A 13,025-nucleotide genomic window follows, 5' to 3' on the forward strand; every position below is an offset into this window, starting at 1 on the left:
GGCCGTGGGCGGACAGGAGGTCATGCGGTGGTTTCGCCGTGCGTGCCCGCCGCCGCCCGCGCATTGCGGGTCAGCGCGTCGCGGGCCAGGGCGGCGTTGTGGGCGAGGTGGGCGGGGGCGAGCAGGGTGTCGTGGGTCCCGGAGCCCTCGATACGTACCGACCGGGTGCGGGAACTCTCCTCCCAGCCGGCCCGTTTTCCGAGTACGTACGGCAGTCCGCTCTCCTCGGCGGAGATCACCGTGATCGGGGCGGTGATCGTGCCGAGATTGGGGGTGCGGCAGCAGAAGCCGAGGAAGTCCAGGGCCTGGGCGACGGTTTCCTCGGTGCCGGGGCCGGGAGCGGTGCCGTCCCGACGGGAGAGTTGGGTACGCAGGTCCTTCTCGAAGCGGGACAGGGCCGCTTCGTCGAGCGGTTCGGCATGGGTGAAGCGGTAGGAGTCCAGCAGGACCAGCTGGGGGACCTCCCGGCCGCGGCGTTCGAGCTCCTTGGCCACTTCGAAGGCGAGGTTGCCGCCGAGGGAGTAGCCGAGGAGGGGGCAGGGGCCGGCAGGCTGGAGCGATTCGATCAGGTCGGCGCAGCGGGTGATTCCGAGGGCGTCGGGGAGACGGGGGACGTAGTCGAGTGCGATGAGGCTGAACTCGCCCAGGTGAGGCGCCAGTTCGCGGTAGAGCAGGCCGTGGCCGCCGGCCGGTGGAAAGCAGAAGAGGGTGCGTCCGGGATCCGCCTCGGGACCGAAGCGGACGTACGGCGTGGTGTCGGCGGTGTCCGCGGTGCTGTCGGTGACCGCACACTGCACCGTGCGGGCCATGCCGCGCAGCGTGGTGTCGGTGAACAGCCGGCCGACGGGGATCTCGACGGCGTAATCGGTACGGAGGTGGTGGATCAGCTCGATGAGGGCGAGCGAGCTGCCGCCGCTCTCGAAGAAGTCGTCCGACGGGCCGGCCTCTCGCCCGCCGAGCACGGTCCGCCAGTGCTCCGCCATCCGTGACTCGTACGGGGTGGCCGGCGGTTCGGGGGCCCGGTCGGCCGGTGGGGGTGCGGGGGCCGGGAGCGCGTCGGTGTCGAGCTTGCCGTTCGGCGTGAGGGGCAGGTCCGGGAGCTCCACGAAGTGGGAGGGGATCATGTAGGCGGGGAGCCGGCCCGCGAGGTGGCGGCGCAGCTCCGTCCGGTCGGGGCGCGCGCCCTCGGCCGGTACGTAGTAGGCGCAGAGGGCGTGGTCGCCGCCGTCGGCGGGACGGGTCGTCACATGGATCTGGCGCAGTGCGGCGCAGTCCGCGAGCTGGGCCTCGACCTCACCGGTGGCCACACGGTGGCCGCGCACCTTGACCTGCCGGTCCGCGCGGCCCATCAGGTGGAGGGTGCCGTCGGCGGACCAGCGGGCGAGGTCGCCGGTACGGCAGAGGGGGCCGCCACTCATGGCGTCGGTGCCGCCACTCATGGCGTCGGTGCCGCCGCTCACGATGTCGCTGCCTTCGCTCATGAGGTCGCCGCCGGCGCTCGTGACGCCGGTGCCGCCGATCCAGAGGTCGCCCGTCACGCCGGGCGGGACCGGTTCGCCGTGGCGGTCGAGTACGTATGCCTCGCTGTTGGGCAGGGGGCGGCCGATGGGGACGGTGAGGCCCGCGTCGAGGCCGTCCACGGGCCCTTCGAAGCAGGTGCTGTCGATGGTGGCCTCGGTGAGACCGTAGGAATTGATCAGGCGGGTCGCCGGCCCGCACAGGGCGTGCAGCCGCCGGTGTTCGCCGACCCGCCAGGTGTCGGAACCGACGATGAGGAGGCGCAGGAAGTCGAGCCGCTGTCCGGTCCGTTCGCAGTGGCTCAGCAGGGCGCGGGCGACCGCCGGGACGAACTCGGCGCAGTCCACCCGCTCCGTGACCATGGTCCGGTACAGCCGTGCGGTGTCGAGGATCAGGTCGCGGTCGGCGAGGAGCAGGGTGCCGCCGGAGCAGAGGGCGCGCACCACGTCACCGGTGAAGACGTCGAAGCACGGGCCGGCCATCTGCAGGTGGACGCGGGCCTCGTCGGCCAGGCGGTACTCCGCGTGCCAGGCGGCTTGCACCGAGGCGAGGTTGCGGTGGGTCACGCGTACGGCCTTGGGGCGGCCGGTGGAGCCGGAGGTGTGGAGGAGGTAGGCGGGCGCGTCCAGGCCGCCCCGGGGCTCGGGGGTGACGTCGGCCGACGCCCCGGCCGCCGGTTCGCCTGGGACCGCGAGTCCGTCCGGGACCGACAGCCCGTCCGGGACCGCCGGTTCGCCGGGGGCCGCCAGTTCGTCGGGGGTGGTGACCGTGGGGCCAGGGCTCGCGGGGCCGGGGCTCGTAGGGCCAGGGCTCGCGGGGCCAGGGATCGCGGGGCGGGGGTCCGCGGGCCGGTCGGTGACGACCAGGACGGCGCCGGCGTCCGTCACCAGCCGGTCCAGCCGCTCAGCGGGGTGGCCGGGGTCGAGGGGCAGGTAGCAGCCGCCCGCCCGCAGGACCGCGAGGAGCGTGACGATCAGCTCCGGTGACTTGGCCATCCGCAGGGCCACCACGGCGCCGTCCCGGACGCCCCGTGCGCGCAGCTGCCGGGCCATGACGCGGGACCGGTCGGCCAGCTCGGCGTAGGTCAGCCGGCGGGCGTCGCCGGAGCCGGTGGGGGCCACGACGGCGACGGCCTCAGGGTGTTCGGCGGCCTGCAGCACGATGGTCTCGTGGACGGGCAGATCGTGGCGGGCCGTCCGGTCGCTGCCGCTCCACCGGGTCAGGATGCGCTGCCGCTCCTCGGCGCCGAGGAGCGGCAGTTCGCAGGCGGGCGCCTCGGCGGGGGCGCGGGTGAGGGCGTCCAGCAGGTTCAGGTAGTGCCCGGCCAGCCGGCGCACCGTCGCCGCGTCGAACAGGTCGGTGTTGTATTTGAGGGTGCACTCGAAGCGGCCGTCCGACGGGTATTCGTAAGCGGCCAGGGTCAGATCGAACTGCCCTTCCTGGTCCGGCAGTTGGAGGTTTTCAATGCGGTGGCCCGCCAGTTCGTCGCCGAGCTGGTCGGTGAGCAGGGCGAACATCGTCTGGAACACCGCCGAGCGGCTGGCGTCGTGCGGCAGCCCGAGCTTCTCGACGAGGAGGACGAACGGGTACTCCTGGTTGTCCAGCCCGCCCAGCACCGTGTCGCGGGTGCGGCCCAGCAGGTCGGCGACAGAGGGGTAGCCGGCCATGCCGACGTGCAGCGGCAGCGGGTTGACGAAGTAGCCGTAGACCGGCGCGAACTCCTCGCGGGTACGCCCGCTGACCGGACTGCCGACCACGATGTCGTCCTGGCCCGAGTAGCGGTGCAGCAGCAGGTAGTACGCGCTGAGCAGCACCATGAAGGGCGTGACGTCGTGGCGGCGCGACAGCGCGTGCACCCGTGCGCCGAGTCCGGCGTCGATCTCGAAGGACTCCGACGCGCCGTTGTGGGTGGCCACCGCCGGACGCGGCCGGTCCGTGGGCAGTTCCAGGTCGGGAATCCGCTCCGGCAGATGGCCGCGCCAGTAGTCCAGCATCCGCTCCGCCTCGGGCCCGGCGAGCAGCCGATCCTGCCGGCTCAGGAAGTCCGGGTACCGCGCGGGCAGCGGCGCGAGCACGGCCGGTCTGCCGGTGCGCAGCGCGTCGTAGACCTCGAAGAGCTCCTCGACGAAGGTGAAGATGGACTGGGCGTCGGAGACGATGTGGTGGACGGCCTTCAGGAGGATCCAGCGGTCCGGTCCGGCGTGGTAGAGCCGCAGCCGGATCAGCGGGTCACTCGTGAGGTCGTACGGCCGCCGGTACTCCTCGATCATCCGCCGCCGGACGGCGTCCTCGTCCTCGCCGCGCACGTCGAACAGGGCCGTGTCGGCGCGCACGTCCGGCGAGATCCGCTGCACGGGCCGGCCCTCCTTCCGCACGAACGTGGTCCGCAACGCGGGGTGGCGTGCCAGGAGGGTGCGGAAGGCGGTGAACACCAGCTCCGGGTCCAGCTCGCCGTGGACAGTCAGCGCGCCGCCGATGTTGTAGGCGTGCGCGTCCGGGTCCAGCTCCTTCAGGAACCACAACGCCTTCTGGTTGTGCGTGAGGGGGTACTCCTCCTCGGCCCGCTCCTCATCAGTCCGCTGCTCCTCGGTCCGCCCCTCCTCGGTCCGCCCCTCCTCGGTCCGCTTCTCTTCCGTCCGCCCCTCCCCCGCGCCCGCCACGGGCAGCTCGACGGCGGAGGCGGACTCGGCCGCGGGGGCGGGCTCGGCCACACCGGCCGCCGCCAGACCCTCGTACAGCCGGGCGGCCAGCTCCGTGACCGGCTCCCCGCTGAGCAGGGCCACCACCGGGAGGGCGACGCCCAGTTCGGTGTCCGTCCTGGCCCGCAGCTCCATCGCCAGCAGGGAGTCCAGGCCCAGCGCGAGCAGTCCGGCGGCCGGGTCGATCCGGTCCTGCGGCACGCCCAGTACGGTCGCGACCAGCTCGCCGAAACGTTCGGCGACCAGGTGCCGCCGGGCCAGTTCGTCCGGTGCTGCGCGGAAGGCGTCCAGGAAGGTGCCGCGCGCCGTGCCGGCCGGCGCCGCGGCGGCGTCCGCCACCAGGTCCGCGATCAGCGGGGGCGGTGCGGGGTACCAGGCCGCCGCGGTCCGCCAGTCGGTGACCGTGGTGACGGCCAGGTGTGCCCGCTCCTGGCCGATGGTGCGTTCCAGTACGGCCATGCCGGCGGCGGGGGCGAGCGGGCTCATGCCGCGTGCGGTGCGGTAGTGCTCGGCGAGGCCGCGCTCCTCGATCATCCCGGCGTCCCAGGGGCCCCAGGCCAGGCTGAGCGCGGGCAGTCCCTGGGCGCGGCGGTGGTGGGCCAGCGCGTCCAGGAAGGCGTTGCCGGCCGCGTAGTTGGTCTGGCCCGCGGTGGTCAGCAGGGCGGCGACGGAGCCGAAGAGGACGAAGTGGTCGAGGGGCTCGTCACGGAGGCAGTGGTGGAGGTGGCGGCCGCCGGCCACCTTGGGGGCGTACGCGGCGTCGAACGCCTCCCGGTCCATCTGCGGCACGAGCGCGTCCCTGACCTCGCCGGCCAGGTGGAAGACGCCGCGGACGGGCGGCAGCTGCCGGCCGCGGTGGTCGGCGAGCCAGTCCGCGAGCGCGGTCTCGTCGGTGATGTCGAGCGCGACCGGGAGCGGCTGGGCGCCGAGTGCCTCCAGCTCGCGTACGAAGGCGACGCGCTGGCCGGCGGTGCTGCCGGGGTCGATGCCGTGCCACTGGGTGCGGTCGGGCAGCGGCGTACGGCCCACGAGGATCAGCCGCCGCGCGCCGCGTTCCACCAGGGTGCGGCAGAGCACCTGGCCGAGGGCGCCGAACGCGCCGGTCACCAGGTAGCAGCCGTCGGGGCGCAGCCGCAGGGGCAGCGGGCGGGTGAGGCCGGCGGCGGGCCGGAGCCGGCCGGTGCGGCGGCGGTCGCCGCGCAGCGCGATCTCCTCCTCCCCCGCGGTGCCGAGTTCGCGCCAGAGCGCCGCGGCGTCCCCCGTGGTGCGGTGGGCCGGGAGGTCGATCAGTTTGCCGCGCCGGTCGGTGAGTTCCTGCTGCCACAGGACCCGGCCGACGCCCCAGGCCGCGGCGCCCAGCGGTTCGACCGGGTCGCCGTCGGCCGCTGCCTGCGTGCCGCGGGTGACGATGTGCAGCCGGGCGCCGGGCTGCGCGGCGGGCAGCAGCTGGGCGAGGCGGACCAGCGAGCGGGCGCCGAGGTCGCGGCATCGCGCCAGGTCGGCCCCGGTGCTGTCGGCGAGCGGTGGCTGGTCCAGGTTCCACAGGTGGACGACGGCGTCGAAGCGGGCGTCGAGGTCGTCGAAGAGGCGCGGCAGGTCGTCGTCGGCGTCCGGCCGTACGGTGGACTCGTCCGGACCGTGCGCGTACCGGGTGCCCGGCCGTACGAGGTGGCAGCGGGCCCCGTTTTCCCGGGCCAGTGCGGCCAGCTCCTCGGCGACGGTGCCGGAGTCGGCGAGCAGGAGCAGCGCTTCGGGCGGTGCGGTGGTGTCCGCCGGTGGTGGGCTGTCGGTCCAGACGATCTCGGTGAGCCAGTTGTCGGGAGTGGCGGGTCCCCCGACGGCCGCGGCGCGGTCGACGTCCACCGCGCGGAGGCCGGTGACGCGGCCGAGCGGTGTGCCGTCGTCGGCGTACAGCGCGAGGTCGCCGGTGATCTGCGTGTCGTCCCGCCGGGTGAGGGTGGCGTGCGCCCAGAGCGGCCCGTCGCCGACGGGGTCGAGGCGTACCTCGGCGATCGAGAGCGGCAGCCGGATTCCTCCGGTCGTCCGGTCGTCCGTTTCCAGGACGGTGGTCAGGAGGGTCTGGAACGCGGCGTCGAGCAGGGCGGGGTGGCAGTGGTCCGGGGCCGGCCCGCGGATGAGCCCGTCCGGCGGCCGGATGCGGGCGAGCGCCTCGTCGGGGCCGGTCCAGACGTCTTCGATGCCCTGGAAGGCGGGGCCGTACTGGTAGCCCTGGCCGGCCAGTGCGGCGTAGCACTCGGCGCCGGAGAGGTGGTGACGGGTGCGGGCGCGGACCGCCGCGGGGTCGAGTGCGGGGCCGGGAGCGCGCCGCTGGCCGGTGCGGACCACGCCGGTGGCGTGGACGGTGCGGCCGGTCTCCCCCTGGGCCGTGGCGGCGGTGAAGGCGGCGCTGTCGGGGTCGAAGGAGAACTGGACGGCGGCCGGACGTGCGTCGTCGAGGAAGAGGGCCTTGGCGAGCCGGATGTCGGCCAGTGCGACCGGGGCGCCGCCGGTCATCGTCCGTACCGCCTGCGCCGCCATCTCCAGGTAACCGGCGGCGGGGAAGACGGCGTTGCCCTGGATCCGGTGGTCGGCCAGGTAGGGCAGCTGCTCGGTGTCGAGCCGGGCCTCCCAGGCGGTCCGGGCGTGTGCGGCGCGGCGGCCCAGCAGCGGGTGGTCGCGGTGGCCGAGCCGGAGCCGCGCGGTGCCTTCGGGCTCGGCCCAGTACCGGTCCCGGCGCCAGGGGTAGCGCGGCAGCGGGACCGGGCGGCCGGCCGGCTGGAGGACGTGCCAGTCCGGCTCCGCGCCGAGGGTGTGCAGCTCGGCGAGGGTCCGCAGGAACCGTTCCGGCTCGTCCTCCCGGCGGTGCAGCGAGGCGAGCGTGCGGCCTTCGACGCCCTTGGCCGCGAGGCATTCGGTGATCGAGTGCCCGAGCACCGGGTGCGGCCCGACCTCCAGGAAGACGCGGTGGCCGTCGTCGGCCAGCCGGTCGACGGCGGCCCGGAAGCGGACGGGCGCGCGGACGTTCTCCCACCAGTAGGCGGCGTCCAGTTCCTCGCCGGACGCGACGCCGGTCCGCGCGGTCAGGTACAGCGGCAGCTCGGCCGTACGCGGCTTGAGGTCCGCCAGGCCGTCCAGCAGCTCGTCCCGGACCGGGTCCATCCGCACGCTGTGGTACGGGACGTCGACCGACAGGAAACGGGCGAAGAGCTGCTCCCGTTCGAGGCCGGCCGCGAGGTCGCGGAGCGCGTCCGTGTCGCCGGAGAGCGTGACGCCGGTGGGGCTGTTGACCGCCGCCACCGACACCAGGCCGCGCAGCGGGCGGATCCTGCGTGCCGCCTCCGCCTCCGTCAGTCCGACGGCGAGCATGGTGCCGGTGCCGGTCAGCCGGTGCTGGAGGCGGCTGCGGTGCAGGATGATCTTGACGGCCTCGGGGAGGCTGTACACGCCGGCTTCGTAGCAGGCGGCGACCTCTCCGGTGCTGTGTCCGACCACGGCGTCGGGGCGTACGCCGTAACTGCGCCAGAGTGCGGCGAGGCCGGTCTGGAGCGCGAAGTTGGCGGGCTGGGCGAGCCAGGTCCCGCCCATTCTCGACGCGGTCTCGTCCGCGGCCAGTTCGTCGAGCAGGGACCAGCCGGCCTGTTCCCGGATTTCCCGGTCGCAGGCTTCGACGGCGGCCCGGTACACCGGTTCGGTGGCGAGGAGACGGCGTCCCATGCCCCACCACTGCGGGCCCATTCCGGTGAACACCCAGGCGGTGCGGCGTTGTTGGCGCTCCCGTCGGCGGCCGGTCAGCACCCGCGGGTGCGGCTCTCCCCGCTCGTACGCGGCGAGCGCCTCGTCCAGCGTGCCGGGGGCGTCCGGGGAGTACACCACCGCGAGCCGGTGCTCGTGGTGTTCGCGGCGGTGGGCGAGGGTGTGGCCGATGTCGGCGAGCGGGGGCGGGGTGCCGGGCGTGCCGGAGAGTTCGGCGCGGAGGCCGGCCGCGAGGTCGCGCAGCCCGTCGGGGTGGCGTGCGCTCAGCGGCAGGATGGTGGGGTGGTTCCGCGGCGTCCGGGGTGCCGGGGGCGGCTCGTGCGGCGGTTCCTCCAGCAGGACGTGGGCGTTGGTGCCGCCGAAGCCGAAGGAGTTGACGCCGGCCCGGGCCGGACCGTCGTGCGCGGGCCAGTCGACCAGCCGGTCCGGGATCCCGAAGGGCAGCGCGGCCGCGTCGATGGCGGGGTTGAGCCGCTCCAGGTTGAGGTGCGGCGGAATCTGACGGTGCTTCAGGGCCAGTACCGTCTTGATCAGTCCGGCGATGCCGGCCGCGGACTCGCTGTGCCCGATGTTGGTCTTGACGGAGCCGACGTAGCACGGTGCGCCGGGCGGGCGTCCGGTGGCCAGGACGCGGGCGAGCGCGTGGGCCTCGACGGGGTCGCCGACGGGGGTGGACGTACCGTGCGCCTCGACGTACTGGAGGCTGCCGGGTTCGACGCCGGCCTCGGCGCACACCCGCCGGACCAGGGTGACCTGCGCGTCCTCGCGCGGCACGGTGATGCCGTTGGTCCGGCCGTCCTGGTTCACGCCGCTGCCGAGCACCACCGCGTGCACGGGATCGCCGTCCCGCACCGCGTCGGCCAGCCGTTTCAGTGCCACCACGCCGACGCCCTCGGCACGGACGTAGCCGTCCGCCGACGCGTCGAAGGCGCGCGAGCGGCCGTCGACGGAGAGGAAGCCGCCCTTGGTCTCGGCGACGGTGTACTGCGGGGCGCAGTGCAGCAGTGTGCCGCCGGCCAGCGCGAGGTCGGTCTCGCCGCGCAACAGGCTCTGCCGGGCGAGGTGGAGGGCCACCAGGGAGGAGCTGCAGGCGGTGTCGAGGGTGACGCTGGGGCCGCGGAAGTCGAAGGCGTGCGAAATGCGGTTCGACACCATCGTCATCATGGTGCCGGTGGCGGTGTGCGTGCCCACGAAGTCCAGGTCGGAGAAGTGCAGCACGTTGTAGTCCGCCGTGAAAGCGCCGATGAACACGCCGACGTCGCGGCCCGCGAGGCCGGCCGGCGGCTGTCCGCCGTCCTCCAGGGCCTCCCAGGTGACCTCCAGGAGCTTGCGCTGCTGCGGGTCCAGGTGCGCGGCCTCGCGGGGGCTGATGCCGAAGAACTCCGGGTCGAACTCGTCGAAGCCGTCGATGTATCCGCCGCGGCCGCCGACCAGCCGGCCGGGCTTTGCCCGGTCCCGGCTGCGCAGCGTGGTGATGTCGTACCGGTCCGCAGGGGTCGGGACGATGCAGTCCCGGCCCTCCGCGAGGTTCCGCCAGAACGCCCGGTGATCGTTGGCGTGTCCGGGCAGTCGGCAGCCGATGCCGATGAGGGCGATCCGGTCACGGAGGTCGCAATCGGGCGCTTGAGTCATGAGCGCACGATAGAGGGGCAACCACGGATTGGTCGGGCACCCGTGCTGACGACACGTCAGGTCAGCTTGTCGGACAGTCGACCCGGCGGAAGGAGTGCCGCGCTACTCGGCCCCGCCGGGCAGGACGTAGCCGGAACCGTCCTCCGCTCCCCAGCCCACCTCGGCCGTACGCCTGTTGAGCGGGTCGGCGTCGGCGAACACGCACAGGGCCCGCAACCGCTGCCGGAGGCGGCGGGGGTCGGCGGGTGGGCCGCCGGGCGAGATGTCGGCGGCCAGCTTGTACGACCCGCGACTGCCGGCGCGCAGCAGGTACGTCAGGTGCCAGACGTCGGTACCGGGCAGCCGGTCCAGCAGGGAGGAAGTGAGGTCGTCGCGGTCGGTGAGGCCGTCGGCGAGCAGCAGCACCTGACCGGTGACCCGGTGGCCGCGCCAGAGGAACGTCACCGCGCGGTCACCGGCCTCCCCGGCGGCCTCTTCGACCAGGGGCGTGCCGCGCCGCTCGGCGTCCGCCCAGAATTCGGCGAGCAGGGTTCCGCGTTCGGCTTCGGTGGCGGTGGCGAGCCGGGCGGCGAGGCGTTCGACGCAGGGTCCGGCCGTGCGGAACGGCCGCGAGTCCTGAGCGTCGGGGCCGACGAGGACGTACATCTTTCCCGCTTTCCTGAGCGGCGGGCGGCCCCTGTGACCGCCCCGCCGCGACCATGTTTACTTAGGTTAGCCTAAGCTAACTTTATTGGTCACACGGATTTGCCCCGCCCCCGGAGGCCGCCCATGCGTCTGCTCGTCACCGGCCGCGCCGGATTCACCGGCTCGCCCTTTCTCAGGGCACTACTGTCCACCACCCCCGTCAGCACCCCACGCGCCGTCACCGTGCTCGACCCGTCCGCCGGCACCGGCACCGCCGGGCCGCCCCCCTTCGCCGGCCGCAGCTGCATCGACCACGTGCCCGGCGACCTCCACGACCGGCCGCTGATCCAGGAGTTGATGCGCCACCACGAGCTGGTCGTCCACCTCGCCGAGGAACCCGACGCGGCCCGCGCCGCCTCCGTCGACCTGCCGGGCACCCGCACCCTCCTCCAGTCGGCCGTGCACGCCGGGGTGACACGGTTCGTCTACGTCTACGACCACTACCGGGCGCTGCGGCTGACACTCGACGGCGGCGCGGCCGGTGAGGTGCACGACCTCGGCGACGGGGCCGAACTGACCGCCGCCGAGCTGACCGGACGGCTGCTCGCCGAGTGCGGCCGCTCGGGAGGCGCACGATGAGCTGCTGGCTGGTGACGGGCGCCGACGGCGAGGTCGGCCGCAGGCTGTGCGCGCTGCTGCGCGCGAACGGCCAGCGGTTCCTGCCGCTGGGCCGGGACGACCTCGACCTCGGCGACGCGGCGGCCGTGCAGTCCACCCTGCTGCGCACACGACCCGCCGTCGTCGCGCACTGCGACGCCCGGCACGGCACGGGTGAGATGCCCGCCGGCCCGCGTGCCGTCCGCGGCGACCTCGACGCCCTGCGGGTGCTCGCCCGCGCCTGCGGCCGGCTCGATGCCTGCCTGCTGCACCTGGCCGCCGGCCGGACGCTGTGCACGACATCGCTGTACGCGGCGCACGGCCGCACCGTGGTGCACGAGGAGCTGCCGGACACCGCGCCGGGCACCCCGCGACGGCACCCCGACGGCGGCTGCCGGGCACCGGACTGGGTGTGCGACGTGGCCGAGCGGCTCTACGCGCTGGGCAGTACGCCGGGCGGGCGGGCAGCCGGCGGGCCCCGCCCGGCACCCGCCGTCAGCGGTGCGCGCGGGCACCGCTGAGCGGCCGGCCGTCGTGGGCGGCGCGGCCCGGCACACCGAGCGGTGTGTGCGGGCCGCACTCCGCCAGCACATCGAACAGGCCCGCCACATGCGTACGCAGGCGCGCCGCCGTGTAGAGCCCCGGGTGGGCGGCGCAGTCGATGCGCGGCCCCGAAGCGCCGCCGTCGGCGCCGACGGTGAAGGCGAGGTCGTGTACGGGCCCGTCGGTGAGGGGGTGCGCGAGGGCGGGCGCGCCCGCGAGAGTGAGGCCGTCACCGGGCTCCCGCTCGGCGATCAGCGGACCCACCAGGGCCGGCCCCGTGGCGCCGCGTCCGAGGTCGCGCCGGAGGTCCGCCAGCGGGTAGCGCTGGTGGCGCCGGGCGGCCCGCAGGCCGAGGACGGTCTGCCGGATCAGCGTCGCGAAGGTGTCGTGCGGACGCACCGTCAGACACAGCGGGAGGACGTTGCGCAGCACGCCGGGGACGCTCAGCGCCGTCGGCCCGGTGCGGCCCGGCATCGGCACGCCGAGTACGACGTCGGCCGCGCCGGTGGTCCGCGCGACGTGCAGCCCCAGTGCCGCGGTGAGGACCTCGGCCCGGGTGGCGTCCAGCCCGGCGGTCAACTGCCGGATTCTCCGGACGAGATGACCGGGTACGGCCACGCTGTCGCGGAGGGCGGTGCGGGCGGGCGGCACGGTGCGGCCCGCGAGCACGGGCGGCGCGGGGCGGTCGCCCAGGGTGGCGGACCAATGGACCCGGTCGGCCGTGTACTGGTCGGACGCGCGGTACGCCGCCTCGTCCGCGAGCAGCGCCGAGAGCCGGCCGAAGGGGCTGTCCGGCGGGCGCAGACCGGCGGCGAGCGCGTCGTACACCTCGGCGGTCCGCCGGACGAGGAGGCCGCGCCCGAAGTCGTCCATGACGAGGTGGTGGACGCGCCGGTACCACAGCCAGCGGTCCTCCCCGACCCGGAACAGGGCGTACCGGAAGAGCGGTCCGCCCTGCGGGAAGGGGCGTTGCAGGTCCTCCGCCATCCAGGCGTGCGCCTCGGCTTCCGGGTCCGGCCGGTCGCGCAGATCGGCGCGGTACAGGGGGAAGCCCTTGCCCGGCGCCTCGATGACGAGCGCGCACTGCCGGGGGCCGTCGGCGGTGGCGAAGAACCGCATGCGCAGCGCGCTCGCCTCGCCGACCGTGCGCTGGAGGGCCTGCGCGAACAGGCGCGGCTCCAGCGGGCCGAGGATCTCCCGGTACTCGGCGCTCTGGTGTGCCGGACCGTCGGGGCCGTACCGCGCGTCCCACACCTCGCGCTGGGCCGCGGTGAGCGGCAGGGCGCGGGGGCACGCGGACGACGGGACGCATGACGCGCCGGCGAGCGGTTCCGGTATCGACATGACCCACCCCGATCTCAGTAAGGTAAGCCTAACCTAACATGATCCTCCGAGGGGGGAAGAGAGCGCCGACGGGCCCGGCGCCTAGGTGGCCGCCCTGACATGGGGTACCGCGCCGACCCGACCGCCTTCGCCGACGACCCGCTCCCCGTCGCCGACACCGGCCTCGCCGCGCTGCCCGTCCTGCTCACCGTCGTCGACGGCCGGCCCACGCACCGGGACGCGGCGCTGTGACCCGGGGCTGAGGCACCGGCCGGG

6 protein-coding genes are annotated in these 13,025 nt (G+C 74.6%); 3 read left to right on the forward strand and 3 right to left on the reverse strand.

The genetic code is table 11. The features are described 5' to 3' along the window. Positions 1–20: 20 nt before the first annotated feature. Together ACZ6WH_RS14960 and ACZ6WH_RS14965 are read right to left on the reverse strand one after the other, a co-directional pair. Positions 21–9,602 carry a condensation domain-containing protein gene (locus ACZ6WH_RS14960; RefSeq protein ID WP_469728621.1) on the reverse strand — a complete coding sequence of 3,194 codons (9,582 nt, stop codon included), beginning with the start codon at positions 9,600–9,602 and terminating at the stop codon, positions 21–23. A gap of 102 nt (positions 9,603–9,704) precedes the next feature. Then, positions 9,705–10,247 carry an enterochelin esterase domain-containing protein gene (locus ACZ6WH_RS14965; RefSeq protein WP_469728623.1) on the reverse strand — a complete coding sequence of 181 codons (543 nt, stop codon included), beginning with the start codon at positions 10,245–10,247 and terminating at the stop codon, positions 9,705–9,707. Positions 10,248–10,370: 123 nt separating this feature from the next. Between ACZ6WH_RS14965 and ACZ6WH_RS14970 the strand changes: the two genes are divergently transcribed. Next, positions 10,371–10,865 (forward strand): NAD-dependent epimerase/dehydratase family protein, encoded by a 495-nt coding sequence (locus tag ACZ6WH_RS14970; RefSeq protein WP_469728625.1) that lies wholly within the window; start codon positions 10,371–10,373, stop codon positions 10,863–10,865. Further along, positions 10,862–11,404, forward strand: coding sequence for a sugar nucleotide-binding protein (locus ACZ6WH_RS14975; protein WP_469728627.1), 543 nt, complete (start codon positions 10,862–10,864; stop codon positions 11,402–11,404). The genes ACZ6WH_RS14970 and ACZ6WH_RS14975 overlap by 4 nt, the downstream gene beginning before the upstream one ends. Here the strand turns inward: ACZ6WH_RS14975 and ACZ6WH_RS14980 are convergent. Then, positions 11,379–12,770 carry a condensation domain-containing protein gene (locus ACZ6WH_RS14980; protein WP_469728629.1) on the reverse strand — a complete coding sequence of 464 codons (1,392 nt, stop codon included), beginning with the start codon at positions 12,768–12,770 and terminating at the stop codon, positions 11,379–11,381. The two genes, ACZ6WH_RS14975 and ACZ6WH_RS14980, sit on opposite strands and share 26 nt — an antisense overlap. A 99-nt stretch (positions 12,771–12,869) precedes the next feature. Here ACZ6WH_RS14980 and ACZ6WH_RS14985 point away from each other — a divergent pair, with 99 nt between their 5' ends. Continuing rightward, positions 12,870–13,001, forward strand: coding sequence for a hypothetical protein (locus ACZ6WH_RS14985; protein ID WP_469728631.1), 132 nt, complete (start codon positions 12,870–12,872; stop codon positions 12,999–13,001). The last annotated feature ends 24 nt before the right edge of the window (positions 13,002–13,025 follow it).

It is taken from the genome of Streptomyces sp. NPDC050806 (assembly GCF_055586425.1).